Below are 26,061 nucleotides of genomic sequence, written 5' to 3' on the forward strand. Positions count from 1 at the left end.
GATCAGGACAGGAACAGCCTGTAGGCGGGGTTGTCGCTTTCCGACCAGTATGGATAGCCCAGTTTTTCCAGGAAGCCGCGGAATGCGACCTCCTCCGCCTCGGGAACCTGGATGCCGACCAGCACGCGCCCGTAGTCCGCACCGTGGTTGCGGTAATGGAACAGGCTGATGTTCCAGTCGCTGCCCATCTGGGTGAGGAAGTTCATCAGCGCGCCGGGACGTTCCGGGAACTCGAAACGCAGCAGCCGCTCGTTGCGCGCATGCGGCGCGCGGCCACCGACCAGATGGCGGATATGCAGCTTGGCCAGCTCGTTGTCCGTCAGGTCGATCGCCGGCAGACCCTGCTCCACCAGTCGGGCGATCAGCTCGGCCACCTCGCCGCGGCCCTGGATCGACAGGCCGACAAAGATATGCGCCACGTCGTCGTCGGCGTAACGGTAGTTGAACTCGGTGACATTGCGCGTACCGAGCAGGGTGCAGAAATCGCGATAGGCCCCCGGCCTTTCCGGAATGGTGACCGCGATGATGGCTTCACGCTCCTCGCCCATCTCGGCTTGTTCAGCCACATAGCGCAGCCGGTCGAAATTCATGTTGGCGCCCGAGGCGATGGCGACGAGCGTACGGTCCTGCACGCCTTCGCGCGCTGCCCACAGCTTCAGACCCGCCACCGCGAGCGCGCCCGAGGGTTCCAGGATCGAGCGCGTGTCCTCGAACACGTCCTTGATCGCCGCACACATGGCATCGGTATCCACCAGGATGATGTCGTCGACCAGCTCACGGCACAGCCGGAAAGTCTCCTCACCGACCTGCTTGACCGCCACGCCGTCGGCGAAGATGCCGACCTGCGGCAGCAGCACCCGCTCGCCCAGCTTGAGACTCAGATACATGGCGTTGGCGTCGGTCGGTTCGACACCGATGATCTTCACATCCGGCCGCAACCGTTTGATGTATGCGGCCACCCCGGCCAGCAGGCCGCCACCGCCCACTGGAACGAAGATCGCGTCCAGCGGATCGGGGTGCTGGCGCAGGATCTCCATTGCAATGGTGCCCTGGCCGGCGATCACATCCGGGTCGTCATACGGGTGGATGAAGGCCGCGCCGGTTTCCTCGGCGATCTTGATCGCATGCTGATAGCAATCCGAGTACGAATCGCCGATCAGCACCACCTCGGCGCCGCGTCGCGCCACGCCGTCGACCTTGATATGCGGCGTGGTCGCCGGCATCACGATGGTGGCGCGGCAACCCAGATGCTGGGCCGACAATGCGACGCCTTGCGCATGGTTGCCGGCCGAGGCGGTCACCACGCCGCGTTCGAGCTGCGCACGGCCCAGCTTGACCATCCTGTTGTAGGCGCCGCGGATCTTGAAGCTGAACACCGGCTGCATGTCCTCGCGCTTGAGCAGCACCTGGTTGCCGATGCGGCGCGACAGGTTGGTCGCGGTTTCCAGCGGGGTCTCGACCGCCACATCGTAGACGCGCGCAGCCAGGATGCGTTCGAGGTAGTCGGGCTTGGGCTCGGGCATGTCGGATTCCGGAAGGCGCAGTGGCATAAAGCGACGATTGTACAGAGCGCCCCTGCCGCCCGCGAGCACAGCACCTGCCGGAAACGGTGGTGTCAGTGCCCGCCGCGGTCGTGCCCATCCGCCGTGACTGCTTCCAACTGCGGCAGCACGTGGAAGAACGCATCCACCACCGCCGGATCGAACTGCGTTCCCCGGCCGGTGCGGATCGTCGCCAGCGTGTCGTCACGTGTCCAGGCCGGTTTGTAGGTGCGCGCATTGAGCAGGGCATCATAGACATCGGCGAGCGCCACGATGCGCGCGGCGGGATGGATCGCCTCGCCGGCGAGCCCCTGCGGATAGCCGCTGCCATCCCAGCGTTCGTGGTGCTGGCGCGCGATCAGCGCCGCCAGTTGCAGCAACCGCGAACGCGCATGGTCGAGCAATTCGAAGCCTTGCTGCGGGTGGCGCATCATCAGCGTGCGTTCCTGGTCGTCCAGCACCGTCGGCTTGTCCAGTACCGCATCGGGCAGCGCCATCTTGCCCAGGTCGTGCAGCGGCGTGACCATGCGCAGCCGCTCGGCATCGTCCTCGGACCAGCCGAGCGCCAGCGCGATCAGGTAGGCGTATTCCGCCACGCGCCGCACATGCTGGCCGGCGCTGGGGGAGCGGTCTTCCATCATGTCGGACAACCGGTAGATCAGCTCGCGCTGACCGTCCTCGATCTCGGCATGGAGCATCAGGTTCTCGAAGGCGATGGTGGCATTGCGGCAGAACAGTTCCACCAGATCGCGGTCGGCATGCGACAACGCCACCGGCCCGTCGATGATCAGCAGATTGGCCGCACCCTGGCGCGCACGGAAGAAACCGACGAAATGATCGGCGCCGAACACGCTGCCACCTTGCTGCATCGCGGTGTCGATCGCCGGCCGGAAGCGTTCCAACTCCTGTTGCGGCAGCGGTTGGTCGCGCAGTGCCGCGTACTTGCCGGTGGCATATAGCACCAGGATCGGCTCGTCGTCCTGCGCGAGCGTCGCGATGCCACCTTCGACCACCACGTAAAGCGCTTCCTGCTCGAAGAACAGCAACGCCTGCAGTTGTTCGAGCACGCCTTGCGCAAACTGCCGGATCGATTGCAGCTGGAAGATGCTGGACGACGCGTCGATCACCTTGTGCAGGCCACGCCGGTTGGCATCGAGCATCCGCCGCTGCTGCTCGATCAGCATGATGTCGCGATACGAGCGCAGCGTGCCCAGCACCGCGGTATAGAGCTTGTCGCGTGTCAGCTCGGTCTTGGCTTTGTAATCGTTGATGTCATAGCTCTCGATCACATCGCGTTCGGGCGCGGCCCCGGGCTGCCCGGTACGCAGGATGATGCGTACCCGGTGGTTGCCCAGCTCCTCGCGTACCGCGCGTGCCACCTTCAGGCCGGCATCCTCGGATTCCATCACCACATCGAGCAGCATGAGCGCCACATCGTCACGCCGAGCAAGCAGTGCCAGCGCTTCGCTTCCCGAATGACACGAGATCAGTTCCAGCGGTCGCCCCAGAAAACGGATGCCGTTCAGCGCCAGACGGGTCACCTGGTGGATATCCGGCTCGTCGTCCACGATCAGCACCGGCCATGGAGCCGCCGCCGTTTCGTCCTGAGGCTCTTCGCTATCGTCGATCAGCCAGTCGTCTTCGTTCTGCATGCGCTTCTCCATCCGGCAGCTGCAGTATAGGAAGACAGCAGCGCATCCTGTTTCGAGCCGACGCCGTGACGGAGTGGCTGCCCACCGGCTCAGGCGCGTTGCTGCCCGAGTGCGATCAGCACCACGGCGGCAAGGATCACCGCCATGCCCAGCAGGATGGGCAGCGAGAGCGCCTCACCAGCGAACAATGCACCCAGCGCCACTGCCACAGCCGGATTGACATAGGCGTAGCTCATCGCCAAGGCCGGACGGGCATGGCGCAGCACGTAGACATAGGCGTTGTAGGCCACCAGCGAGCCGAACACGGTGAGATACGCCAGCGCTGCCCAACCGTGCCAATGCACCTGCGCCGGCATGCGCTCGCCTGCCAGCCACGCGGCCACCGTCAATACCATGCCCCCGCCCGCCATCTGGATCGCGGCGGACATCGGTCCTTCCGGCATCCGGATCCGCCCTTGCAACACCGAGGCGAATGCCCAGGTGGCGGCGGCAAGTACGATCAGTGCAAATCCGGTGGGGCTGGCGGCAAGGCGCGCATCGAAGTTGAGGATGGCAACCCCGGCGAGCCCCAATGCGATACCCAGCCATTCGGCCGCACGGGGTCGCGAACCCCAACCCCAGGCGATCAGGATGGCGAACAGGGGCCCGCAGGCCACCAGCAACGCCGCGAGGCCGGACGGGACGGTCTTTTCGGCAATGCATACCGCGCCATTGCCCACACCGAGCATCAGCGTGCCGATCAACAACGCATTGCGCGTTTCGCCGAAGGTCGGCCAGGCCACCCCGCGCCAGCGCAGCACGACAAGCATGGCGCCGCCGGCGGCGACAAAACGCAACGCGGCCAGCGTCAGCGGCGGCAATTGCGCCACGCCGATGCGGATCGCAAGGTAGGTGGAGCCCCAGACCAGGTACATGGTCAGCAGGCAGAGTGCGAGTACGGTCTGGCCGGAAGCAGGTTTCATTGGCTGACGATAGCAGTGGCGACGCTCGCCGAAACGGCACAGCTACGCTTTAAAAACGGCAAACAGCCCCCAGCTTGCCTCTGTTTGACACCCCTGAACCGACATTCACCCATGACCCAGATGACCCCGCAGGAAATCGTCCACGAACTGGACAAGCACATTGTCGGCCAGCGCGAGGCGAAGAAGGCAGTGGCCATCGCCTTGCGCAACCGCTGGCGCCGCCAGCAGGTGGACGAGCCGCTGCGGCACGAGATCACGCCGAAGAACATTCTGATGATCGGCCCGACCGGTGTCGGCAAGACCGAGATCGCCCGCCGCCTGGCCAGGCTGGCCGACGCCCCTTTCATCAAGGTTGAAGCGACCAAGTTCACCGAGGTGGGTTATGTGGGCAAGGACGTGGACAGCATCATCCGTGACCTGACCGAGATCGCTTTCAAGCAGGTGCGTGATTCTGCGCTGCGCAAGCAGCGCACCCGCGCCGAGGACGCCGCCGAGGAACGCATCCTCGATGTGCTGCTGCCGGCACCGCGCAAAAACGCGTTCGCTGCGGCGGACGAGGATGAAGGCGGTCGCGAGACACGGCAGAAGTTCCGCAAGATGCTGCGCGAAGGCAAGCTTGCCGACCGGGAAATCGAGATCGAGGTCAACGTGGCGCCGCCGTCGATGGATGTGATGGGCCCGCCGGGCATGGAAGACTTCACCAGCCAGATCCAGGACATGTTCAAGGGCGCCTTCGCCGGCAAGAAGAAGTCGCAGAAGCTCAAGGTTGCCGATGCATTCAAGCTGCTGGTGGACGAGGAGGCAGCCAAGCTCGTCAACGACGACGATCTGCGCAGCGACGCGGTACACGCGGTGGAGCAAAGCGGCATCGTCTTCATCGACGAAATCGACAAGGTGACCAGCCGCGCCGAAGGTGCGGCAGGCGAGGTCAGCCGCCAGGGCGTGCAACGCGACCTGTTGCCGCTGGTGGAGGGCACCACGGTCACGACCAAGTACGGCATGGTCAAGACCGACCATGTGCTGTTCATCGCCAGTGGCGCATTCCAGCTGGCCAAGCCTTCGGATCTGATCCCGGAACTGCAGGGGCGGCTGCCGATCCGCGTCGAACTGGCGTCGCTCACCGTCGAGGATTTCGGCCGCATCCTCACCGGTACCGATGCATGCCTGACCAAGCAATACCAGGCGTTGCTCGCCACTGAGGGGGTGACCCTCACCTTTACCGATGACGGGATCCGGCGTCTGGCCGAAATCGCGTGGCAGGTGAACGAGCGGACCGAGAACATCGGCGCGCGCCGGCTGCACACGGTGATGGAAAAACTGCTCGAAGACGTGTCGTTCAACGCGTACAGCGGGGAAGTGCGGATCGACGCCGCCTACGTCGAAGCAAGACTCGGCACCCTCGCCGCCAATGAGGATCTGGCACGTTACGTATTGTAAGTTTTTGCTGCAATGCATCTTCCGGCACTGTTCCAGCGCTGTTGGCTTTTAGCAAGCTGGCAGACCAGCGGTCAAAATATTTCCGTTTATCTTTTAAATATTGCCTTCTGTCTAAATGTCAAAGCGGCTTCAAAAGCGCTAGCAGCTTGATATGACAGGATTTATATTGCGATGCCACATAATTTTACCAGTTGAAATCAAGGTCTCGTGAAAGCAAAATGCGGCCTCTATTTAAGCAATGGAACGCCTCATGTCTGCTATCCGCTATCTTGCCGGTATGCTTGTGCTGCTCGGTACCTTGCAGACCGCGCATGCCAATCTGCTGCATACCAACCTGATCCACAACGGCGATGCCGAGCGCGGCCTTGCCGGCTGGCGTACCGACGGCGCCATCGAAACCGTGTCCTATGCTGCGGGCGGCGGTTTTCCGACGATGCAGGACCCAGGCCCGCTGCAACGTGGCGACAGCTTCTTCGCCGGGGGCGTCGGTGCAGCTGCCCATGCGACCCAGACACGATCACTGGCCGGGCTTGGCAAACTGATCGACGCGGGCGCGTTGACCTTTTCGCTTGGCGCCTATCTTGGCGGCTATGCTTCCCAGAATGACCACGCACGCTTCACCGTGCGTTTTCTTGACGTCCATCGCCAGTCACTGGGTGAGTTCAGCCTGACCGGGCCATCCGCCATGGAACGCGGTGATCGTACCGGGCTGTGGGCCGTTGAGGGCAACGGGTGGGTACCGGTCGGTGCGCGCAACGCTGAATTCACGCTTGACCTGTTGCGCACAGCCGGCAGCTACAACGATGGCTATGCCGACAATCTGACTTTCTCGCTCGCGCCGATACCGGAGCCGCACTCCTATGCGTTGATCGGGCTTGGCATGATCGGGCTGTTGTTTGCCCGCCGGCGCAGATTCCCACGCTAGCCTTGGCAACGGGCCTCGCTGGTGACAGCCTGACCGGCTGCCGTTTCATGCGAAGTCGAACAGAACGGCCCTATCCGGGCCGTTTTGCTTTGCCGGCACCTGGACGTGCAGCCTAGGTGCTCTGTGCATCGCGTGCCAGTCGTACACCGCTGAATTGCCACCGTGCCGATGGTGGGAAGAAATTGCGATAGCTCGGCCGGATATGGTGGCGTGGCGTCGCACACGATCCGCCGCGCAGCACCATCTGGTTGATCATGAACTTGCCGTTGTATTCCCCTACCGCACCGCAGGCCGGTCGGAACCCGGGATACGGCAGATAGGCGCTGCCGGTCCATTCCCAAACGTCACCGAAGCATTGCGCCAACCCCTCCGAGGCACTGGCGCAAGGCGCGAATATCGCGTCCTCCAGGAAATTGCCCTCATCCGGCCCTGGTGGCCACACCGTGCCCGCGGCATGTTCCCATTCAGCCTCGCTGGGCAGGCGTGCGCCTGCCCAGCGTGCGTAGGCCTCGGCCTCGTAATAGCTCAAGTGGCAAACCGGCGCATGTGGCGGCAACGGTTGTTCGCCCGCCAGCGTGAAATGGCTGGTGCCGTCCTCCAACCAATAGAGCGGCGCCTGCCAGCCTTCGCGCACCACGCAATCCCATCCATCCGACAACCACAGTTGCGGTTGCCGGTAGCCGCCATCCTCGATAAAGGCTTGGTATTCAGCGTTGCTGACCGGCCGTGTGGCAAGTTCATAGGGCTGCAGCCACATGCCATGTCGCGGTCCTTCGTTGTCGAAAGCGAACCCGGTGGCAGGGCGACCGATTTCCGCCAACCCACCGCTGAAACGCAGCCAACGCTGTGGCGGGACTGCTGCCGGTTGCACCGGTGAGCGGTCATGGAATGCCGGATGCAACGGGTTGCACCACAAGTGGTGTTTCAGGTCGGTCAGGATCAGTTCCTGGTGTTGTTGTTCGTGGTGCAGCCCCAGCTCGATCAGATCAAGCTGTTCCGCCTTGAGCATGCCGCGCGCCAGCAATGTATCGATTCCGTGTTCCACATGGGCGCGATACGCGCGTACTTCATCCAGTCCTGGACGCGACAGAACTGAACGCATTGGACGCGGATGGCGCTCGCCCACACCCACGTAGTAAGAGTTGAACAGCATCCGATAGGCAGGATCGAACGGCTTGAAGTCCCTCAACGCCTGTGCCAGTACGAAGGTTTCGAAAAACCAGGATGTGTGGGCAAGATGCCACTTGATCGGGCTTGCATCCGGCATCGACTGCACCATGCAGTCTTCGGCCGAAAGCCGTTGCACCAATATCGAAGTCTGGGCCCGGATCTGGGTGAATGCGGCGCGTAATGCCGCGGTACGGGTGATCAGCACCGGTCTGTATCCCTCATTCCAATGCCCCTGCCGGACTTGCCAGAAAGACATTGAACCCGCCGGTTTCGTCGCTGAAATGATCGATCCGGCCGAATCCGGCCAACGACAGCAGCTCGGTGAAGCGCTCCGTACTGTATTTGTACGAGTGTTCGGTGACGATGTATTCGCCCACCGCGAAATGCCTTGCCTGGCTCTCCAGGTGCACCAGCTGCTCGCGCAGTGACACCAGGTGCATTTCCACTCTGCTGTGTGTGGCATTGAATACCGCGCGATGTGCGAACCCGCGTGGATCGAAGTCGCTGCCCAGTTCGCGGTTCACTGCACGCAGCACATTGCGGTTGAACGCCGCAGTCACACCCAATGCATCGTCGTACGCTGCTTCAAGCAGCTTCGTATCCTTGGGCGTATCCACACCGATCAGCAGCTTGCCGTCGCGTCCAAGGTGCATGCGCATCGCCTGCAACAAGGACAATGCGGCTTCAGGTTCGAAATTGCCGATCGATGAACCGGGATAGAACAGTACCGGGGTCATTTCCTCGGCACTGGCAATGACTCTGTCCAGCTTCAATGGCTTGGTGAAGTCGGTGACGATGCCGATGAACTCGATCTCTGGAAAGCGCTTGGCACCGGATTGCAATGTGTTCTGCAACCAATCGCTGGCGATGTCGACGCCCACGTAGCGGGTGGCGTTCACATGCATCAGCCACTCGAACGCTTTTGCGCCATCACCGCATCCAAGGTCCACCCATTGGCAGCCACGTGGCAGTTTCCGGGCGATTTCGTTCCGGTAGCGGTTGAAGATGCCGGCTTCCGTACGGGTCGGGTAATACTCCGCCAGGTTGCAGATGGCGTTGTAGAGCGCGCAGCCTTGCTCGTCATAGAGAAACTTCGGGCAGATCCGCGCTTGTGGTGCCAACAGCCCCTGCAACAGTGTCTGGCGAGTGTGTTGTTGGTCCTGCTGTGTCTGGATCCGCGATAGCGCTGGCACAGCCGGTGCCAGCGACAGTGGCTCGAATGTTTCAAGGTCAGGCTGGTTCGGGTGGTTCATGAGTAGGCCGGGCCGAAGAAGTAACGCCCAGTGCTATGCAGAAAACGTGCCGGAATAAGCGCTGCTGAAAAGCTGCTGCAACGGCAATGGTGCGTTGCTTTTACATGCCCATTTGCAGAACTTGCAGTACGGCCATGTTCCTTTCTTTGTGGAAACCCGGTCTAGTGCCGGTTTCTGTGAGGGCCAAGGCAAGAAGTGCCAGTGCCCTTTGCACCACTGCGCCGCACGATCCAGTGACACGGATGTTGCCGTGGCACAAGGAGTGATCGATGCAATTGCAAGACAAAGTGGCGCTCGTAACGGGCGCGAGTTCGGGAATCGGGCGTGCAACCGCACTGCGTTTCGCAGCCGAGGGTGCCATCGTCGGCGTGCTGGGAAGGAATAGGGCGGCGCTGGATGAAACAGTGGCCGAGATCGAAACCGCTGGCGGTCGGGCGCTGGCGCTGGTTGCGGATGTGGCTGACGACAGTGCGGTCCGCGATGCGGTATCACGCTTGGTCGATATGCATGGTCGGCTTGACGTGGTGTTTGCCAACGCAGGGATCAATGGTGTGTGGGCACCCATCGATACCTTGCTACCACAGGAATGGGACAAGACGCTGGCGATCAACCTGCGTGGCACCTATCTGACCATCCATTACACCGTGCCGCATCTGAAGCGGTCCGGTGGTGGTGCGATCCTGGTTACTTCATCGATCAACGGTACCCGTGTCTTCAGCAACAGTGGCGCCAGCGCCTATGCCTGCTCCAAGGCGGCCCAACTGGCATTGGTACAGATGCTTGCCTTGGAGCTTGCACCCTTTCACATCCGGGTCAACGCACTTTGCCCGGGCAGCATTGCGACTGATATCAACGAACGTACCGAGCAGCGTGACCTGGAATCGATCGGCATACCTGTCGACTACCCTCAGGGTCAGGTGCCGTTGACCGAGGGCAGATCCGGTACTGCAGAACAGGTGGCCGAACTTGCTCTGTTCCTGGCTTCCGAGCGGTCGAGCCATATCAGCGGTACACCGGTCTGGATCGATGGTGCGCAATCCTTGCTGATCGGCTGATGCTGCATCGGTGTGACTGCGATGGCGTGCACATCGGTTGATGGGGCTACACCGTTTGCAGGGTTTCTGCCGCGGTGGTGTGCTTGCAGGATATGCATCCAGCAGGCTTGTTTGTGTTCCGGCTTATACAACAATGTTGGAATAGAAAGACTAAGAATAGTTAATAAGGCCGGGCCGTTGCTGTGGATAACTCATATTTTCCTTATTGATCAGTGGCTTGCCGCTTGATTGACCTCGCCGGAACCTTCTGGTTTGGCTGTGGATAAAACGGTGATGGTTTTGCAGCCTTGCTCGCCATCCTGGGTTTTCCACAGCGACACTGCTGTTTTCCACAGTACAAGCTGTTGATTTCCGTGCGCTTTTCGCTCGCAGGTATAATCGCCCGCTTTTACGCAAGGAAGATCCATGTCGATCCAGTGGTTTCCCGGGCATATGAACGCAGCCCGCAAGGCGGTTGCAGAGACCATGGCCAAGGTGGATCTGGTGATCGAGCTGGTGGATGCGCGGCTGCCGCTGTCCAGCACCAATCCGATGATCGATGTGTTGCGTCGTGCGCGGCAGCGCCCTGCGCTCAAGATCCTCAACAAGGCCGATCTGGCCGATCCGGCGTTGAATGCGCGCTGGCTTGCCTGGTTCAAGGCGCAGGATGCGACTGCCGCGGTATTGATGGGCGAGGACAACAAGCAGGCGCAGGTGAGGAAGCTGCCCCAGTGGTGCCGTGAGCTGGTGCCTCACCGCACCGGTATGGAAAAGCCGGTACGTGCGTTGATCCTCGGCATTCCCAATGTCGGCAAATCCACATTGATCAACCTGTTGATGAGCCGGCGCATTGCCAATGTGGCCGATACCCCTGGTGTGACCAAATCGCAGCAGCGCGTGGAAACCGCCCAAGGGATGATCCTCTACGACACCCCGGGTCTGCTCTGGCCCAAGATCGAGCGGCCCGAATCCGGCTACCGGCTGGCAATGGCGGGGTCGGTCGGGCGCAACGCCTACAACGATGAGGATGTGGCGTGGTTCGGAGTGGAACTGTTGCAGCAGCGCTACCCGCAGCTGCTTGCTGCGCGCTATGGCCTTGACCGGCTGGACCGGCCGGCCGATGAGCTTTTCACCGAGATCGGCAGGAAGCGCGGCGCGATGCTGGGCGGTGGACGCATTGACCGGCAAAAGACCGCCGAGCTGATCCTGGCCGACTTTCGCAGCGGTACGCTCGGACGGATCTCGCTGGAGACCCCGGAGGATTTCCTGACGCCGCCACCAGCTGAAGTCGAAACGCTGCCTGCCGATTGAAGCGACGCCACGCCGCCTGCCCCTGCACGTTGGCGACCGCAAAATGCCTTAGAATCGCCAAGGGCCACCGGAGAGCATTTCATGGACGCCGAACTTGCTGTTCTTAGCGACAAAATCGGGCAGATTGCACGCCTGTGCGGTCAGTTGAAAGCCGAAAACCGCAGCTTGCGGCAACAGGTCCTGGCGTTGCAGCAGCAGAACCAGCAGCTGGTTGCCAAGGTGGACGGCGCCAAGACCCGGGTGGCTGCGGTGCTGGCAAGGCTGCCGGGCGCAGCGGAGGCCGAGGAATGAGCGAGATCAAGCAGCTTGATGTGAGCATCATGGGCCGTGAGTTCCGTGTGGCCTGCCCAGTGGATGAGGAAGATGCGTTGCTGGAGGCGGTACGCATGCTCGACGCCAAGATGCACGAGATCCGCGAAAGCGGCAAAGTGATCGGCATCGAGAAGATCGCCATCATGGCCGCGCTCAACTTTGCCCACGAGTACCTGCATGTCGAGGCCGGCGGTTTTGACATCGCTGCGTATCGGCGTAGAATCGCCCACATGAATGCAACGCTCGACGCGGCGCTGCAGGATCAGGCGGCACTGTTCTGATCCGGCCGGCGCGGCGAGTGCAACCGTTGCTTTCCTGCGGTGTTTGTCCGGTTTTATATTCCTTGAACCGATAAGCTTTTGCATCGGTCGCCGGCAATCCAGCTGCCTGTTGTGCGCGTTCCTTCGTCGAACGCACCTGATGGCGGCGAGCTGGTGACCACTTGAACCTCAGGGTTCAGGATGCTGAACCGGACGGCACTCGCGGGAAGCCCCTTCTTCGTGTTTCCTTCTCCAAATCCACCCCAAGACAAGCTGGCGTTGCGGCGCATGATCCGTGCCCGCCGCGCCGCACTCGGCGCGGCCGTGCGGCATGAAGCCAGCGTTGCGGTGGCACGGCACGCGCTGGCGCTCGGCCTGTTTCGCGCCGGGCGTCGCCTGGCCGCCTATGTGCCGACCGGCAGTGAGTTGTCGACCTGGCCCTTGATCCTGCAGGCGTTGCGCCGACGCTGTGCGTTGTATCTGCCCCATGTACCACGCCGCGGCCGCAAAATGGACTTCGTCCGGCTGGATGCGGCATCCGAATGGCGTGCTGGACAGTTCGGCATCCTCGAGCCACACCACCACGAAGTGGTCGCCGCCCGCTCACTGGACGTGGTGTTCGTGCCACTGCTCGCGTTTGACGTTGCATTGGCGCGTCTTGGACAGGGCGGCGGTTACTACGACACCACCTTCCATTTCCGGCGCATCCGCCGTCGCTGGCGTAAACCGCTGCTGGTGGGGCTTGCGTTCGATGAGCAGCGCGTCTGCCATGTGCCGGCTGAACGCTGGGATCTGCATCTGGATCTGGTGATCACACCGGCTGGCATACTGCGTGCACAGAGTCCACCGGTGCTGCCGTGATATGCGGCCCAAATTCGATTTGCATCAAATCCGGCTTGGATAGGTACGACAACTGGAAAAATTTCACAGCTCGTCTATGGGACCGGCTCTACACTCTGGAGCAAACGCTGATATACGGCGGATCCGATTGGCCTTTACGCACCTTGAGGTTGTATTCCCATGTCCCACCAGCGCATAGAACTGTTAGCCCCGCTGACCGGCTTGATCGTCCCCTTGGAAACCGTGCCGGATCCAGTATTCGCGCAGAAGATGGTCGGTGACGGGATTGCGATCGATCCGACGTCCAACGTGCTTGTCGCACCCGCGGCCGGCAAGGTCAAACAGCTGCATGCCTCGCAGCATGCGATCACGCTGCAGACCGTCGAGGGCATCGAGCTGCTGCTGCATATCGGACTGGATACGGTGATGCTCAAGGGCGAAGGCTTCCGCGCGCAGGTCAAGGAAGGCGATACGGTCCGTGCCGGCCAGCCGTTGATCGAGTTCGATGCCGAGTTGATCATGCAGCGCGGCAAGAGCATCGTCACCGAACTTGTGATCACCAATGGCGACAAGGTTGCCGCCTACCTGCCCGCAAGCGGCTTCGCCCGTGCAGGTCTGACGCCGGCGCTGGTGCTCGATCTGATCGTCGCCGACGATGCGGCTTCCACCGCGGCCGTGGCTGTCGATGCCGTTGTTTCCGACCCGGTGAAGGTGCCCAACCGCACCGGCCTGCATGCCCGCCCGGCGGCGGTGCTGGCCAATGCAGCCAAGACCTACAAGAGCGACATCAAGCTGCTGCGCGGTGCAGACGAAGGCAACGCCAAGTCGGTCGTGGGCATCATGGGCCTTGAGGTGAAGTACGCCGACGAGATCAAGGTCAAGGCGAGCGGTCCGGACGCGCAGGCGGCGGTCAAGGCGCTGGTCGAGCTGATCCGCTCCGGCTGCGGCGAGGATTGCGGCCCGGGCGTGCCGCCGCCAGCGCCCAAGCCGCCGATCAAACAGGTGGTGAAGCCGCATTCGAGCGATCCGAACGTGCTGACCGGCGTATCCGCATCGCCCGGCCTCGCAGTGGGCCAGATCTTCCAGGTCAGGCAGGATGTGATCGAAGTGCGCGAAACCGGCGCCAACGCCCAGGTCGAGCGCCGGCGGCTGGATGATGCGCTCAAGGAGGCACGCCAGCAGCTCGAAGCACTCAAGGCCGAGATCGAGGACGCCGCCAAGGCCGAGATCTTCGCCGCCCACCAGGAACTGCTGGCCGATCCGGATCTGCTCGATATCGCGATTTCCGGCATCAGCAATGGCAAGAGCGCGGGGTTCGCCTGGCGCCAGGCCTTCACCACCTACGCCGACAAGCTCGCCCGGCTGCAGAATGAGATCCTTGCCGGCCGTGCCAACGATATCCGCGATGTCGGCCGGCGCGTGCTGCGCCTGCTGGCCGGCGTCAAGGAGGCCGAGCTCGTGGTGCCGGACAACGCCATCCTGATCGCCGAGGAACTCACGCCTTCGGACACCGCCAGCCTGGATCGCACCAAGGTGCTGGGCTTTGCCACCACTGGCGGCGGTGCCACCAGCCATGTGGCCATCCTGGCGCGTTCACTCAATATCCCGGCCATCTGCGGCATCGAAGACAGTGTGCTGCAACTACCCAATGGTGTGCCGGTGATCCTGGACGGCACCAAGGGTACGTTGCGCCGCAACCCAAGCGATGCCGAGATCCAGCAGATCCGCGACAAACAGGCGGCCCAGGCCGAGAAACGCGCCGAGGAGCAGGCAAGCGCCCATCATCCGGCGATCACCCGCGATGGGGTGCGGATCGAAGTGGTGGCCAATATCGGCGGGTTGGACGAAGCTGTGCAGGGCGTGCAGCTGGGCAGTGAAGGCGTGGGCCTGCTGCGCAGCGAGTTCCTCTACCTGGAGCGCACCGACGCACCGACCGAGGCCGAACAGAGCCAGATCTATACCGACATCGCCAAGGCGCTTGGCACCGAGCGCACGCTGGTGATCCGCACCCTGGACGTGGGGGGCGACAAACCGCTGCCGTATCTGCCGTTGCCGGCCGAGGAAAACCCATTCCTCGGCGTGCGCGGCATCCGGCTGTGCCTTGCCGCGCCGGAGATCCTGCGTACCCAGTTGCGCGCCATCCTGCGTGCCGCACCCTTCGCCAGGCTGCACATCATGTTCCCGATGATCGCCTCGCTCGACGAGGTGCGCGAGGCCAAGGCCATCCTGGCCGAGGAGAAGGCAGCGCTTGGCGTCACCGCCGAGATCAAGTTCGGCATCATGGTCGAAGTGCCTTCAACCGCCGTGATGAGTGAGATCTTTGCGCGCGAGGTGGATTTCTTCTCGATCGGCACCAATGATCTGACCCAATACACACTGGCGATGGATCGTGGCCACCCCAAGCTTGCCAAGCAGGCCGATGCACTGCATCCCGGCGTGCTGCGGCTGATCGCCATGACCGTCAAAGGTGCGCATGCGCAGGGCAAATGGGTCGGCGTATGCGGCGGGATCGCATCCGACCCGCTGGCGGTGCCGGTGCTGCTCGGTATCGGTGTCGATGAACTGTCGGTCAGCGTGCCGGCCATTCCGTCGATCAAGGCACTGGTGCGCAAGCTCAATCGCGCCGATTGCCTGAAGCTGGCCAACGAGGTGCTGCAGCTTGGCACCGCAACCGAGGTACGCGCCCGGCTTGCGGCGCTGGCCGACTAGACGCCGAGGCTACATACCAATGGTAAAACCCGTCCGGCAACGCCGTGGCGGGTGAGCCCATGCCGGCACTGTCGCGCTCGTTGCAAAGGTTGTTTGTGGCACGGTATGCGGGCGTGCGATGCCGCACCGGTCGTGTCCTGCCCGCTGCCATTACGCGCCTGCCAACTGTCCCGGGAAAAGCGCGGTGCTTGTGCGGCAGGTGAAGCACCCGCTAGCAGGGCAGCGGCCAGCCGGCAGGCACGCTCCCCGTCAGCGCGGCCACAGGTGATACAGGCAGCGCCAGGCCCGATGCTCAGCCGGTCAGTTGCAGGAAGTGGTCGAGGATATGGAAGTGGTCCTCGAAGAAACGTGATTCCATCGCCGCCAGTTCGGCGATCGGCACCCAGCGTGCGTCGGCGGCGTCGTCGCTGCCGGCGACCTCGGGCAGGCGTTCCATCGCGATGCCGAAGTGGTGGGCGTGGGTGATGGTGCGGCCACGCAGGCTGCGATCCGGGTGATCGAACACCGCCACTCCGCGCAGCGCGGCATGCAGCGTACTGTCGAACAGCGCGAGCCCGGTTTCCTCGCGCAGCTCGCGGATCGCCCCTTGCAACAGGCGCTCGCGGCCATCGAGAAAACCGCCAGGCAGCGCCCACAGCCCCTGCCCCGGCATGTGCTTGCGCTCGACCAGCAGCACATGGCCTGCCACCTCGACCACGGCATCCACCGTCACGAACGGCCCACTGCCCCAGCGTTTGCGGTTCTCGATCAGTGCCGCGTGCTCGGCGCACAGTTGTGCGTACGCCGGCAACGCACGCCAACCCTTGAGATAGGCTGCCACCGGGTGGGGCACCAGCGTGGTGAGCAGCGCATCGGCCGCTGCCGGCTCATCCAGCCCCAGATGGATCTGGCGCACGCCGGTCGCGTCCAGTTCGCCTTGCAATGGCATACGGACCAGCGTCCAGTCGGGAAAGCGCTGCAGGTAGTAGCTCGACGCATCCTTCTCGTGCCCGATCAGCGCCACGCGGCGCGATGGTGTGTCACCGGCGATACCGGCCTGCACCGCTGCGGTCCAGCGCGCATCGTCGTAGTAGTCGCGTACCGGGACAAAGCGCACGCGGCCGGCATCGGCTTCGGGCAGCGTGGCGGCGATCATCGCCGCGCGTTCCTGCCAGGTGAACGGATTCTTGGCATCGCGCGCACGGTGAGCGGAACCCAACACCACCATCACTTGCGGCGCACGGCGCAGCGCTTCGGCCAGCAGCACGGCATGGCCCAGGTGGAAAGGCTGGAAGCGGCCGATCAATACCGCGCAGTCGAAATCATGGGACATGGCAAGGACTCCGGTCAGAACACGTGGCGGGCGGCGATGGGCATCTGCCGGCCGCTGCCGAAGGCACGGGCACGCAGCCGCAGGATGGGTGGGGCCTGGCGCCGCTTGTATTCGTTGCGGGCGATCAGGCTGCGGATGCGTGCCACCAGCGCTTGGCCGCCCGCATCGGCGGTCAGCCGGGCGTATTCGGCCTCGACCGCCGCGCGTTCGTCCTGGCCCAGCAACGGGCCTTCGACCAGTACCTTCAGCAGCGCATCGAGCACCGGGTAGGGTGGCAGGCTGTCGGTATCGCGCTGGCCGGGCGCCAGCTCGGCGGACGGTTCCTTGTCGAGGATGGGCGCGGGGATCAACTCACGGCCGGCCGCCTCGTTCAGGTGGCGACTCAGCGCGTAGACCTCGGTCTTGTACAGATCGCCAATCAGCCCGAGTCCGCCGTTGGTATCGCCGTACAGCGTGCAGTAGCCGACCGAGATCTCGCTCTTGTTGCCGGTGGTGAGCAGCAGATGGCCATACGCGTTGGAATATTCCATCAACACCGTGCCGCGCACCCGCGCCTGCAGGTTCTCCAGCGGCAGGCCCGCCAGCGGCGCGCCGAAGGCCGCGGCAAAGCCCGTGGCATAGGCATCGACCATATCGCGGATCGGATGCTCGATCAGCCGCACACCCAGGTTGCGGCACAGCGTGACCGAATCGTCGACGCTGCCGGCGCTGGAAAAGCGTGAGGGCATGGTGATGGCGGTGACGTTGTCGGCGCCCAGCGCCTCGGCCGCCAGCGCCAGCGTCAATGCGCTGTCGATGCCGCCCGAGCAGCCGATGACCGCATGCGTGAAGCCGCAGCGCCGGGCATAGTCGCGCAGCCCCAGCACGGTCTGCCGGCGGTAGAACGCCATCGCCGGCAGGCCGGCCGGATCGACCGCGGGCAGCGCGGCGCCATCGGCGGCGACGAAGCGTGCGCCGTCGAATGCCAGCGTGCGCACGTCTTCCTCGAAACGCCGCGCCTCGAACACCACGCCGTCCTGCGGGGTGACGGCGAACGAGGCGCCGTCGAACACCAGCTGGTCCTGGCCGCCGACCTGGTTCACGTAGAGCAGCGGCAGATCGTGGCGGTGGCTGGCAGTGGCAAACAGCCGATGCCGCTGTTCGCGCTTGCCGATGTTGGACGGGCTGGCGTTGATCGACACCACCAGGTCCGGCGCGGCCTCGGCCAGCCGCTGGAATGGATTGACCGCATAGTCGCGGCCGTCATCGTTCCAGCCATCCTCGCAGATCAAAAAGCCGACGCGCCATGCGCCAATGCGCAGCACGCGGTTGTTGTCCGGCCCCGGCTCGAAGTGGCGGCGCTCGTCGAAGATGTTGTAGGTGGGCAGCAGTTGCTTGGCGTACTGCAAACGCACTTCGCCATCGGCGATCACCAGCAGGCTGTTGGACAGCGGCTTGCCCGGCCCCTGGCGCCGCGTGGGTGCGCCGATCACCCAGTTGAGGCCGGGCGTGGTATGGCTGGCGGCGAGCAGCTCGGCCAGCGCCGCGTCGCTGGCGGCGAGAAAGGCCGGTTCGTCGAGCAGATCGCCCGGGTAGTAGCCGGTGAGCGACAGCTCGGGAAACACCACCAGTTGCGCGCCATCGCGTTGCGCCGTTTCGGCCGCGGCGCGCATCAATGCGAGGTTGCCGGCGAAGTCACCGACGGTGGGATTGAGCTGGGCGAGGGTGATACGAAGCATGGTGGTCCTCAATAAAAGGTTGGAGAGACCGGAAGGCGATATTGGCTTTCGATGGCAGTTATTGGTACCAGCGCTCGTATAACAAAATAATGTCCGGTTTGAGAGCCTCACGGAATTTACATGTTTTCAATCCAATCAAGAGGTGGTTGAGCAAGCCGCTTCCTCTTGGGTATTCATCCCAAACACCCTATGGGGTCTTCGCTACGAAGTTGCACAGTTCTTCGATTATTTCGAGTTCGCCGAGTCGTGTGGTGAAACTATTTGGTTTGTGGGCGAACTCAATGAATTTACATAAATCATCATCCATGACACAGATTTGTTCGGAATGTTGTTGGTCTAGACTGATAACTGGCATTTCTGGAAGCTATGTGTAAAACAAATTTCAAAAAGCCAAAACCCAGAAACTGGCCCTCTGTACCAATACGGATCAAACGAAGATTTAGTAATATCGCAGCAGCCCTTAATTATGAATTTTGCTTTGTCACAAGTCGGGTAGAAAATAGTAATCTCAAGTTTTTCAATATGGTGATTGACGTAAGGCCCTTCGCGGGGATCGGCCGTATCATGGTACAAGCCCAAATATGGCCCGGAGAAACTGTATTTCTCAATTCCCTCACGTTTCTTCGCAATGGGAAACATTAAATAATTGAAGACATACAGGCTTATTCTTTCGTGCCCAAGCAGGGTAATTTCCAGTGATTGACCATCGATTCTGACCCCCGGAATTGCAGTTGGAGGCCCTGAATTGATTGAGGCAATCCCGGGTTCAAGTGTTTGTGCTTCCATGGGTTTGTCCAGAATGTAGGGCAGCGGGCTGCCGGCCTAACTGGCCGTATGACTGAACACCTGCCGCAAATACGCGAGGAACGTCTGGTCTTCGCACAGCGTCTTGCCCGGCGCATCGGAGAGCTTGGCCACCGGCTGGCCGTTGCAATGCGTGAGTTTCATCACGATGTTGAGCGCCCGCTGCGGGGTGTCGTTGGTCAGGTCGGTGCCGATGCCAAAGCTGGTATGGATGCGGCCATGGAAGTGCCGGTACAGCGCCAGCGCCTTCTGCGGATTGAGCCCGTCCGAGAACACCAGCCGCTTGGTGCGCGGATCGATACGCAGCTTCTGGTAGTGCGCGATCGCTTTCTCGCCCCATGCCACCGGGTCGCCCGAATCATGGCGCAATCCGTCGAAGAGCTTGGCGAAATACAGGTCGAAATCGGCGAGGAAGGCATCCATGCCGATCACGTCGGTCAATGCCGTGCCCAGGTCGCCGCGATATTCCTGTACCCAGCCCTCCAGCGCCGACTTCTGGAAATCGCGCAGCCGCGAGCCGAACGCCTGGTAGGCCTGCAGATACTCGTGCGCCATCGTGCCGATCGGTGTGATGCCATAGCGCCTGGCCAGGTGGACATTCGACGTGCCGCGCAGATAGTGCGGCAGTTCGCGCGTCAGCGCTGCCAGCACCTCGTCGTGCCACTGCGCCGAATGACGCCGGCGCAACCCGAAATCGAACAGCACGAACGGGAATTCCGCCTCGTCCCGCAATTCGGCGTCCGCTGCCTTGATCACATCGATCTTGGCCTGCAGGCGTTGGCGCGCTTCGGCGAGCACAGCCTCGCTGTCACCCAGCCGGCGGTGGTAGAGCGTGTTGACGATATAGAGCACGAAGATCTCGAACCCCATCACGTGCACCAGCGGTCCGCGCGCCACGATGCGCAGTGTCTCGCCCTCGGTGCTGACCGTGACAAAGCGGCGCTGGAAATGGAACACGCTCAGGAAATCGACGAAATCGCTTTTGATGAAGCGCAGACCGCGCAGGTAATCGAGCTCGTCCGCAGCAAATTGCAGACTGCACAGGTGGTCCAGCTCGGCCTCGACCTCGGCTTTCAGATCGGCCAGCGCGAAGGCCGGCGTATTGCGGCAGACGAAGGCGTATTCGGCCATCGCGCCGGGCTGGTGGTGCAGCAGGGCCTGCCACATGGTGAACTTGTAAAGATCGTTTTCCAGCAGGCTGCGTACGATGGGCGCGTTCATCTCGGTTTCCGGTTGTCTCATCAAGGCCGTATCAGGCCGGCGATGCCGCCGCCAAGTCAAGGCTGGTGGCGAGCCTGGCGCCGCGGGTCTGCATGTCGGTGAGGAAGTCGCGATACTGCGTTTCAAAGCCCGCCACGGCGCTCATGCAATCGGTCAGCAGGGTCAACCGTGTCGCGCCGTCCGGCAGGCGTGCCACCAGGTGCTCGACGGTGGCCCTGACGCAGTGGCTGCCGGCCTCGCCAGCGACAACGATGCGATCGGCCACATCGAGTGCAGCCACCAGCGGGGCATTGGCCTGGGTGCTGGCATCCTCGTCCAGCGGCACCTCGGCTTCGATGGCGCTGTAGTGTTCGGTCCACGGGTTGGTGCCCTTGACCACCTTGGCCACGATGCCAAGCGTGCGCTCTTCCCAACGGTTGTAGGCAGAACGTAGGCTATCGTGCACTGCATGGCCCCAGCTGCCGATCTCGCAATGCACCGGCCAGACCATGTGCACGTAACGGCCCTTGGCTTCCAGTGCGCCAAGATAGTCCAATACACGGGCAGTGGCGGCCGGGTCGCGCGGCATGTAACGGCCGTTCGCCACATCCACGGCGCGGATCTGGGTGAACGGGGCAATCGGCGTGCCATCACCGTCTTGCCAGAACGTGGGATGCGCGATATCGAGCCGCTGATGCGAATCGAGCGTGATGGTGATGGCATTGAACCGATCGCCAATGGCATCAATCAATGTGGCGAGGCGCAGCATATCGGCATGGGCGCCCGCAACAGGCAATGCCGGTGCACGGTGTGTGCCTTGCAGCAGCGGATCGGGCGGGCGGAATCCGGGGGGCAGATCGCAGAAGTCGTTCTGCGGATCAATGATCAACAGATGCTGCTTGAACATGACGGCGTCTCCGGCTGCGTATGAATGCCAATGTAGTGTACTTAGTTTATTATTGCAACTAATAGTCGTTGGTCGCCGACAATGGGATACATGGATCGCCAGAAAGTACGGTTAGAATGTCTGGGTGGCTTAAATCAAGTTGGGAAATGTTAGTCTATAAAATATCCTAACTGGAAAGATTGCATCAAGGAGAGGAGGCATGGGGGACGTGATCTGTACCGTGGACGTGGTGTTGCTGACGCTGCGGACCGCCGCGCTGCATGTGCTGTTGCACCGGCGTGAACGTGAGCCGTTCCAGAACGTGCTTGCCTTGCCAGGCGGCTATGTGCACCCCCATACCGACCGCGATACCCGCGATGCCGCACTCAGGGTGCTGCAGGACAAGCTCGGTATCCAGAGCCCATATCTGGAACAGCTGGCAACCTTCAGCGGGCCGGCGCGCGATCCACGTGGTTGGTCGGTCAGCGTGGCCTACTACGCGCTGGTGCCGGAAAACCTGATCGGCAACGGCAAAGACTGCAGCGGTACCACGGCACTGTGTCCAGTGGACGACCTGCGCGGCCTGCCCTTCGACCATGCACAGATCGTCGAGACTGCAGTACACCGGGTACGCAACAAGAGCAGCTATTCATCACTGCCGATGCATCTATGCCAGGCGCCTTTCACGTTGCCGCAACTGCAGACGGTCTACGAGGCGGTGCTGGGCGAGCCGCTCAACAAGGTGAGCTTTCGTCGCAAGATGGACGAGTTGGCGGTGCTCGAAGCCATCCCTGGCGCGTTCTCCAGCGGCAACGCACACCGCCCGGCACAGCTTTATCAGCTCAAGCCGGCCTGGCGTCACGCATTGTCGGTGACCGAACGCGGCATCTGATCGGGCCAATTCGGGCGTGCAACGAAACAGGGCGCGCTGCGCCCTGTTTGTTGCTGCAGTCGGAACCCTCAGTGGTGGATTTCGGTCGCTTTCAATTCGGGGGTCGGCTGCCACTCGATCTTGTAGCGGCCAGTGACCTCATCTTCGGTGACGACGGCCTTGCCGAGGATCAGATTGATAAAGCCGGTAGAAAAGCCGGGATATCCCTCACGGTTGGGGATGGTCGAGTGCGAATCGTCCAGCGACCGCTGTTGCGTCGTGGTATCGAAATGGTAGTCGTAATGCCAGCCTTGTTTCTCCAACGAGAAGCCAGTTGGCAGGCCGAGAGGGACTTCGGGTTGACCAATGGGCGAGGCATATCCAAAGTCCCCTTTGATCTCATAATCCCCTTGCTCCAGCTTGGCCCCATTTCCAAGGGGATAGGGTGCGCAGGAAATGCCGTAGATGAATCGGGCGTTTACTCCTTCGGAAATCGTCTTTGCCACACTGATGACGGTTTCCAATGGGGCGCTGGGCGGTCTACGCCCCGTATCGTATCGAACCGTGCCACGCGCATTCGTCACATGATATAGGCCAATTAAAGATTTCAGGGCGCCTCCCCAACCATGGGCACGCCACAATGCATGGTATTCCTCGCCTACCGGCGTGTTGTAATAAGAAAATACCAACGGCGCCCGGCTCAACACAGGATCATCTGCATAGAATGGGTTGGTCGACGTATTCATCTTCTCGATGGCCGTCAACAGCCCTGCCACGATGGCTTCCCGCCCGTTCAATTCCGGGTTCAGATAGGTTTCCTTGAAACCGTGGCCCAAAGTGTCCCCGGCGGGCACGACAATGTTGCTGGGCAATACATTGCGCAGCAGATCCAGGCCGCCGATCACGAGATCCTTGCTCGAGGTGAGATAACTGCCGTTGCCCAGCACCCGGTCCGCCGGCGACGCCACGCCAAAGATACGCACCTGGCCCGAATCGGGTACGCCGTTCTGCGTCAACAGCGTATACACTCGATTGGCGAACAGGTTGCCCTGCGAATGGGGTACCAGCAGCACCTTGTCGTCATTGCTGGTCGCCTGCCGGATATCGCGCAGGATTTCGCTTTCCTCGTCCAGCGTCAATTGCGCCAGCATGGCCCGCTCGTATTGGGCGCGGTAATAGCGCTGCGCCGCCTCGGCCAGGCGGGGCTCCAGCCCGGCCGGTGCTTCGCCGTACAACAGCGCCTGGGCGATCTTTTCCGGGGCTTCGTCGGGGTTTTGCTGGTTGAGCTGGTAGAAGGTCTGGGCGATATCGGCAAAGAAGCCGTGGGTCTGGTTGTAGGCGAGAGTGGTTTTGACAGGGTGGCCTAGTTCTTCTTGCAAAGCTTCATTAAGCATTTTTCTGCTTTCCCTTGCATCGTCGGCCAGGGTGTTGATTCCATTGATATGAATGATGACTGGAATCTGGTCGCACTGATTCAGCTCGGCGAATGCCAAATTTGCGTAGAAAAGGCTGAGAAAAATGATCTTTGTTTTCATGCTTTACCCTTAGTCGCATTGAATGCGAAGCGGGGGTTGAAGCATCATCCAACTAAGCAATTCGCTGCTTCTTACTACGGTTTTCATGCGATCTGGTGTGTTGGCATGCAGCGCGGCCAATTTCTTTGAATATTCCATTCTCCATTTATAATTGTCTTTTGATTTAATAAATGTATTGTGAAAACATTCAAATGGGATTTCTTTTTGGTTACTTAATGTCCTTGCCTTTTCCCGGTCATTCCCACTTGCAGCCAAAATCTCCAGCTGCGTAATCCTCGCCATTTCCATCGCGTATCTGAACCGCGCCGGATGCTGCCCCACCTCCTTGGCCAGGAATCGCTGCACGTCGTCACGCACCCCATCGTTGTCGCTGTCGATGCCGGCCAGGGTCCTGCGTCCTTCGGCGCCGGGGTCGGGTGGAACCTTGATGCCGTTGATGGTCTCGCCATTGCCCGGCGGCACCGGGGTCACGGCATCGCATTGCGTGATCGGCTGCCACAGCGCCGGCACCTTGGGCGGGAACCAGCCTGTGCCCTGGTAGGCGGTATGCGCCTGCTGCGCCCGGTAGTAGCCACCCTCGTACCGCACCTTGTCGCCGACCTGATAGGCCGCACCTTCCTGCCACGGCGCGCAGCGCTGCACCGGATCGCGTTGCAGCTGCCACAGCGCCGGGGTGTTGACGGGGTTCCAGTTAGTGCCCTTGTGGGCAGTATGCGATTGCAGCGCCTTGTAGGTCTGGCCCTGGTATTGCACGGCCACGCCGACCAGATAGCCATCGCCCTCGCGCCATTCCGGGATGGGTGCGGCGGCCCAGGTGGGGCTCAGCCAGGCGGCTGCAAGCAGGGCAAGCAGAGGTCTGTACATGGCGGATGTTCCTGTAAGTAATTGCTGTGGCAGTGCCTTGAGTGAACTGTTGAAGGCACGACGCGGTGTGTTGCCGGATCACGGGCATTGTCCGGCAGCGATGGCGCTATCGCTGGATCAGTGCAGTGATCAGCTGCAACTATATCCGCGTTTCTGAATTATGACAAAAGCAAAAATGAATAAATTCTAATATTTTGCTTACTTGTTTTGTGAAATATCGATAGTGCGTGGAAGAGCACACGCGCCCGCCGCCAATTGGATTCCTACACAGATGTTGTGTCGAGGGTTGAGTGCAGCCCGGTGAGGTGCCCAATGAGGGAGGCCAATGCATTTGGTACTGGTGTTGCAGCTTGTCATCGAAGAGGCGTTGTCAGCGAAGGCTGCGATCAATCCTGCCTCCGCCAAAGCATCGATTGGCGACAACAAACGGGAGGCGGGCAGCAGGTAGGCATGGCATCCTGGGGGGGATTGTTGACGGATCGGATGATGAATACTGCTTCTGCCTTGCGCCTGATCCTGCTTGCCGCCATCTGGGGTGCTTCGTTCCTGTTCATGCGCCTGTCGGTGCCTGTGCTGGGGCCGGTGATCCCGGCGGCGGGACGCGTCATGGTCGGTGCCGCCTTCCTGGGGACGGCGGCATTGCTGTGGGTCCGTACCCCGCTGCAGCGAACGCATTGGCGCCATTACGCCATTCTGGGTCTGTTCAACACGGCCTTGCCGTTCCTGTGCTATGGCTTGGCGGCACGCACGCTGACTGCATCGCTGATGTCCATCCTCAATGCCACCACGCCGATCTGGGGTGCACTGGTGGCCGCGGTATGGCTGGGTGTGAGACCGACGTTGAAAGCGGCTTGCGGCCTGTTGTTGGGTGTGGTCGGCGTGGCGGTGCTGGTGGGGCTGGACAGCGCCAGCAGCGCGCCTGGTGCGGGCTGGGCGATCGCATCGGTGCTGGTGGCCACCTTCTGTTATGCGCTTGCCAGCAGCTACGGCAAGCGTCATGCCGCTCAGATGCCGCCCTTTGCCGCCGCCCACGGCAGCATGTGGGCCGCCAGTGCGCTGATGGCGCCGTTGCTGCTGTGGCAGCCGGCTGCACCGGTGGCGAGTGGCATTGCGGTCGGCGCGGTGCTGGCGCTGGGTGTGGTTTGCACCGGCGCAGCGTATCTGCTGTATTTCCGGCTGGTGCAGGATATCGGCCCTGCGCCGACACTGACCGTCACCTTCCTGATCCCGGTATTCGGCGTGCTGTGGGGCGTGTTGCTGCTCGGCGAAACCATCGGCCACCACACATTGGTGGGCGCGGCACTGGTGTTGGTGGGTACCGCGCTGGCGACGGGCTTCGATCCACGCAAACTGGGGCGAAAGTAGCCTGATTGTTTGACGCCTGCCACTGCCATGCCGCGCGCCGCAATGATCCCCAGGCGTGTGCACTGACCACCGTATCCCCTGTGGCAAGCGCCACGCGAAC

At 62.0% G+C, this 26,061-nt stretch carries 24 protein-coding genes and 1 other RNA gene; 12 read left to right on the top strand and 13 right to left on the bottom strand.

Features of this window, described 5'->3' with window-relative positions:
- Window positions 1-2: 2 nt before the first annotated feature.
- The 3 genes from ilvA to yedA all read right to left on the bottom strand — a co-directional run bounded on the left by ilvA (window position 3) and on the right by yedA (window position 4,155).
- Entirely contained in the window at window positions 3-1,523 is a 1,521-nt protein-coding gene (gene ilvA / locus N8I74_RS01635) for a threonine ammonia-lyase, biosynthetic (protein ID WP_263125178.1), read from the bottom strand.
- Window positions 1,524-1,615: 92 nt separating this feature from the next.
- Window positions 1,616-3,193, bottom strand: a complete 1,578-nt coding sequence (locus tag N8I74_RS01640) for a response regulator (protein WP_263125179.1) — start codon at window positions 3,191-3,193, stop codon at window positions 1,616-1,618.
- Between the two features lie 89 nt (window positions 3,194-3,282).
- Window positions 3,283-4,155, bottom strand: a complete 873-nt coding sequence (gene yedA / locus N8I74_RS01645) for a drug/metabolite exporter YedA (RefSeq protein WP_263125180.1) — start codon at window positions 4,153-4,155, stop codon at window positions 3,283-3,285.
- A gap of 111 nt (window positions 4,156-4,266) precedes the next feature.
- Between yedA and hslU the strand changes: the two genes are divergently transcribed.
- Complete coding sequence (hslU, locus tag N8I74_RS01650) at window positions 4,267-5,592, top strand: ATP-dependent protease ATPase subunit HslU (RefSeq protein ID WP_263125181.1); 1,326 nt, start codon at window positions 4,267-4,269, stop codon at window positions 5,590-5,592.
- A gap of 250 nt (window positions 5,593-5,842) precedes the next feature.
- Complete coding sequence (locus tag N8I74_RS01655) at window positions 5,843-6,517, top strand: PEP-CTERM sorting domain-containing protein (RefSeq protein WP_263125182.1); 675 nt, start codon at window positions 5,843-5,845, stop codon at window positions 6,515-6,517.
- Window positions 6,518-6,629: 112 nt separating this feature from the next.
- On the opposite strand, the gene egtB is transcribed toward N8I74_RS01655, so the two are convergent.
- Entirely contained in the window at window positions 6,630-7,892 is a 1,263-nt protein-coding gene (egtB, locus tag N8I74_RS01660) for an ergothioneine biosynthesis protein EgtB (RefSeq protein WP_263125183.1), read from the bottom strand.
- Between the two features lie 13 nt (window positions 7,893-7,905).
- Window positions 7,906-8,940, bottom strand: a complete 1,035-nt coding sequence (egtD, locus tag N8I74_RS01665) for an L-histidine N(alpha)-methyltransferase (protein WP_263125184.1) — start codon at window positions 8,938-8,940, stop codon at window positions 7,906-7,908.
- Window positions 8,941-9,209: 269 nt separating this feature from the next.
- Between egtD and N8I74_RS01670 the strand changes: the two genes are divergently transcribed.
- Window positions 9,210-9,995 carry an SDR family oxidoreductase gene (locus tag N8I74_RS01670; protein ID WP_263125185.1) on the top strand — a complete coding sequence of 262 codons (786 nt, stop codon included), beginning with the start codon at window positions 9,210-9,212 and terminating at the stop codon, window positions 9,993-9,995.
- 209 nt (window positions 9,996-10,204) lie between these two features.
- Here N8I74_RS01670 and N8I74_RS01675 read toward each other — a convergent pair whose 3' ends face one another.
- Window positions 10,205-10,402 (bottom strand): hypothetical protein, encoded by a 198-nt coding sequence (locus N8I74_RS01675; protein WP_263125186.1) that lies wholly within the window; start codon window positions 10,400-10,402, stop codon window positions 10,205-10,207.
- Here N8I74_RS01675 and ylqF point away from each other — a divergent pair.
- The 6 genes from ylqF to ptsP all read left to right on the top strand — a co-directional run bounded on the left by ylqF (window position 10,401) and on the right by ptsP (window position 15,406).
- Window positions 10,401-11,285, top strand: a complete 885-nt coding sequence (gene ylqF / locus N8I74_RS01680) for a ribosome biogenesis GTPase YlqF (RefSeq protein ID WP_263125187.1) — start codon at window positions 10,401-10,403, stop codon at window positions 11,283-11,285. The two genes, N8I74_RS01675 and ylqF, sit on opposite strands and share 2 nt — an antisense overlap.
- A gap of 81 nt (window positions 11,286-11,366) precedes the next feature.
- Window positions 11,367-11,576, top strand: coding sequence for a hypothetical protein (locus N8I74_RS01685; protein ID WP_263125188.1), 210 nt, complete (start codon window positions 11,367-11,369; stop codon window positions 11,574-11,576).
- The gene (locus N8I74_RS01690) at window positions 11,573-11,878 is read left to right on the top strand and encodes a cell division protein ZapA (protein WP_263125189.1); all 306 of its coding nucleotides are present in this window, start codon (window positions 11,573-11,575) and stop codon (window positions 11,876-11,878) included. The genes N8I74_RS01685 and N8I74_RS01690 overlap by 4 nt, the downstream gene beginning before the upstream one ends.
- A gap of 28 nt (window positions 11,879-11,906) precedes the next feature.
- A non-coding RNA gene (ssrS, locus tag N8I74_RS01695) (6S RNA) lies at window positions 11,907-12,090 on the top strand.
- Window positions 12,091-12,097: 7 nt separating this feature from the next.
- Window positions 12,098-12,718: a 5-formyltetrahydrofolate cyclo-ligase gene (locus tag N8I74_RS01700; protein WP_263125190.1), complete on the top strand. Its 621-nt coding sequence runs from the start codon at window positions 12,098-12,100 to the stop codon at window positions 12,716-12,718.
- Window positions 12,719-12,877: 159 nt separating this feature from the next.
- The gene (gene ptsP / locus N8I74_RS01705) at window positions 12,878-15,406 is read left to right on the top strand and encodes a phosphoenolpyruvate--protein phosphotransferase (protein WP_263125191.1); all 2,529 of its coding nucleotides are present in this window, start codon (window positions 12,878-12,880) and stop codon (window positions 15,404-15,406) included.
- A gap of 292 nt (window positions 15,407-15,698) precedes the next feature.
- On the opposite strand, the gene N8I74_RS01710 is transcribed toward ptsP, so the two are convergent.
- The 5 genes from N8I74_RS01710 to N8I74_RS01730 all read right to left on the bottom strand — a co-directional run bounded on the left by N8I74_RS01710 (window position 15,699) and on the right by N8I74_RS01730 (window position 21,347).
- Complete coding sequence (locus tag N8I74_RS01710) at window positions 15,699-16,718, bottom strand: bifunctional nicotinamide-nucleotide adenylyltransferase/Nudix hydroxylase (protein ID WP_263125192.1); 1,020 nt, start codon at window positions 16,716-16,718, stop codon at window positions 15,699-15,701.
- A gap of 14 nt (window positions 16,719-16,732) precedes the next feature.
- Window positions 16,733-18,436: an NAD+ synthase gene (locus N8I74_RS01715; RefSeq protein WP_263125193.1), complete on the bottom strand. Its 1,704-nt coding sequence runs from the start codon at window positions 18,434-18,436 to the stop codon at window positions 16,733-16,735.
- Window positions 18,437-18,772: 336 nt separating this feature from the next.
- Window positions 18,773-19,222 (bottom strand): hypothetical protein, encoded by a 450-nt coding sequence (locus N8I74_RS01720; RefSeq protein WP_263125194.1) that lies wholly within the window; start codon window positions 19,220-19,222, stop codon window positions 18,773-18,775.
- Between the two features lie 36 nt (window positions 19,223-19,258).
- On the bottom strand, window positions 19,259-20,461 hold the full coding sequence (pncB, locus tag N8I74_RS01725; RefSeq protein WP_263125195.1) for a nicotinate phosphoribosyltransferase: 1,203 nt from the start codon (window positions 20,459-20,461) through the stop codon (window positions 19,259-19,261).
- 31 nt (window positions 20,462-20,492) lie between these two features.
- On the bottom strand, window positions 20,493-21,347 hold the full coding sequence (locus N8I74_RS01730) for a cysteine hydrolase family protein (protein WP_263125196.1): 855 nt from the start codon (window positions 21,345-21,347) through the stop codon (window positions 20,493-20,495).
- Window positions 21,348-21,546: 199 nt separating this feature from the next.
- On the opposite strand from N8I74_RS01730, the gene N8I74_RS01735 reads away from it, so the two are divergent.
- Window positions 21,547-22,218: an NUDIX hydrolase gene (locus tag N8I74_RS01735; protein WP_263125197.1), complete on the top strand. Its 672-nt coding sequence runs from the start codon at window positions 21,547-21,549 to the stop codon at window positions 22,216-22,218.
- 68 nt (window positions 22,219-22,286) lie between these two features.
- Here N8I74_RS01735 and N8I74_RS01740 read toward each other — a convergent pair whose 3' ends face one another.
- Together N8I74_RS01740 and N8I74_RS01745 are read right to left on the bottom strand one after the other, a co-directional pair.
- Window positions 22,287-23,732, bottom strand: coding sequence for a hypothetical protein (locus N8I74_RS01740; protein ID WP_263125198.1), 1,446 nt, complete (start codon window positions 23,730-23,732; stop codon window positions 22,287-22,289).
- A gap of 9 nt (window positions 23,733-23,741) precedes the next feature.
- Window positions 23,742-24,596, bottom strand: a complete 855-nt coding sequence (locus tag N8I74_RS01745) for a carbohydrate-binding protein (RefSeq protein WP_333783015.1) — start codon at window positions 24,594-24,596, stop codon at window positions 23,742-23,744.
- Window positions 24,597-24,921: 325 nt separating this feature from the next.
- On the opposite strand from N8I74_RS01745, the gene N8I74_RS01750 reads away from it, so the two are divergent.
- Both N8I74_RS01750 and N8I74_RS01755 read left to right on the top strand, forming a co-directional pair.
- Complete coding sequence (locus N8I74_RS01750; RefSeq protein WP_263125200.1) at window positions 24,922-25,044, top strand: hypothetical protein; 123 nt, start codon at window positions 24,922-24,924, stop codon at window positions 25,042-25,044.
- A 38-nt stretch (window positions 25,045-25,082) separates the two neighbouring features.
- Complete coding sequence (locus tag N8I74_RS01755; RefSeq protein WP_263125201.1) at window positions 25,083-25,961, top strand: DMT family transporter; 879 nt, start codon at window positions 25,083-25,085, stop codon at window positions 25,959-25,961.
- Window positions 25,962-26,061: the final 100 nt, after the last annotated feature.

The organism is Chitiniphilus purpureus (genome assembly GCF_025642115.1).
GTDB lineage: Bacteria > Pseudomonadota > Gammaproteobacteria > Burkholderiales > Chitinibacteraceae > Chitiniphilus > Chitiniphilus purpureus.

What these genes read in the sequence shown, in the direction of transcription:
- N8I74_RS01750 (WP_263125200.1), top strand. Translation starts at nt 24,922, where the DNA reads ATGCATTTGGTACTGGTGTTGCAGCTTGTCATCGAAGAGGCGTTGTCA.
- N8I74_RS01735 (WP_263125197.1), top strand. Translation starts at nt 21,547, where the DNA reads ATGGGGGACGTGATCTGTACCGTGGACGTGGTGTTGCTGACGCTGCGG.
- N8I74_RS01655 (WP_263125182.1), top strand. Translation starts at nt 5,843, where the DNA reads ATGTCTGCTATCCGCTATCTTGCCGGTATGCTTGTGCTGCTCGGTACC.
- N8I74_RS01720 (WP_263125194.1), bottom strand. Translation starts at nt 19,222, where the DNA reads ATGGAAGCACAAACACTTGAACCCGGGATTGCCTCAATCAATTCAGGG.
- pncB (WP_263125195.1), bottom strand. Translation starts at nt 20,461, where the DNA reads ATGAACGCGCCCATCGTACGCAGCCTGCTGGAAAACGATCTTTACAAG.
- N8I74_RS01755 (WP_263125201.1), top strand. Translation starts at nt 25,083, where the DNA reads ATGAATACTGCTTCTGCCTTGCGCCTGATCCTGCTTGCCGCCATCTGG.
- N8I74_RS01670 (WP_263125185.1), top strand. Translation starts at nt 9,210, where the DNA reads ATGCAATTGCAAGACAAAGTGGCGCTCGTAACGGGCGCGAGTTCGGGA.
- N8I74_RS01640 (WP_263125179.1), bottom strand. Translation starts at nt 3,193, where the DNA reads ATGCAGAACGAAGACGACTGGCTGATCGACGATAGCGAAGAGCCTCAG.
- N8I74_RS01675 (WP_263125186.1), bottom strand. Translation starts at nt 10,402, where the DNA reads ATGGATCTTCCTTGCGTAAAAGCGGGCGATTATACCTGCGAGCGAAAA.
- N8I74_RS01690 (WP_263125189.1), top strand. Translation starts at nt 11,573, where the DNA reads ATGAGCGAGATCAAGCAGCTTGATGTGAGCATCATGGGCCGTGAGTTC.
- ilvA (WP_263125178.1), bottom strand. Translation starts at nt 1,523, where the DNA reads ATGCCCGAGCCCAAGCCCGACTACCTCGAACGCATCCTGGCTGCGCGC.
- N8I74_RS01745 (WP_333783015.1), bottom strand. Translation starts at nt 24,596, where the DNA reads ATGTACAGACCTCTGCTTGCCCTGCTTGCAGCCGCCTGGCTGAGCCCC.
- N8I74_RS01730 (WP_263125196.1), bottom strand. Translation starts at nt 21,347, where the DNA reads ATGTTCAAGCAGCATCTGTTGATCATTGATCCGCAGAACGACTTCTGC.
- N8I74_RS01715 (WP_263125193.1), bottom strand. Translation starts at nt 18,436, where the DNA reads ATGCTTCGTATCACCCTCGCCCAGCTCAATCCCACCGTCGGTGACTTC.
- N8I74_RS01685 (WP_263125188.1), top strand. Translation starts at nt 11,367, where the DNA reads ATGGACGCCGAACTTGCTGTTCTTAGCGACAAAATCGGGCAGATTGCA.
- ptsP (WP_263125191.1), top strand. Translation starts at nt 12,878, where the DNA reads ATGTCCCACCAGCGCATAGAACTGTTAGCCCCGCTGACCGGCTTGATC.
- N8I74_RS01740 (WP_263125198.1), bottom strand. Translation starts at nt 23,732, where the DNA reads ATGAAAACAAAGATCATTTTTCTCAGCCTTTTCTACGCAAATTTGGCA.
- egtD (WP_263125184.1), bottom strand. Translation starts at nt 8,940, where the DNA reads ATGAACCACCCGAACCAGCCTGACCTTGAAACATTCGAGCCACTGTCG.
- N8I74_RS01710 (WP_263125192.1), bottom strand. Translation starts at nt 16,718, where the DNA reads ATGTCCCATGATTTCGACTGCGCGGTATTGATCGGCCGCTTCCAGCCT.
- hslU (WP_263125181.1), top strand. Translation starts at nt 4,267, where the DNA reads ATGACCCAGATGACCCCGCAGGAAATCGTCCACGAACTGGACAAGCAC.
- yedA (WP_263125180.1), bottom strand. Translation starts at nt 4,155, where the DNA reads ATGAAACCTGCTTCCGGCCAGACCGTACTCGCACTCTGCCTGCTGACC.
- ylqF (WP_263125187.1), top strand. Translation starts at nt 10,401, where the DNA reads ATGTCGATCCAGTGGTTTCCCGGGCATATGAACGCAGCCCGCAAGGCG.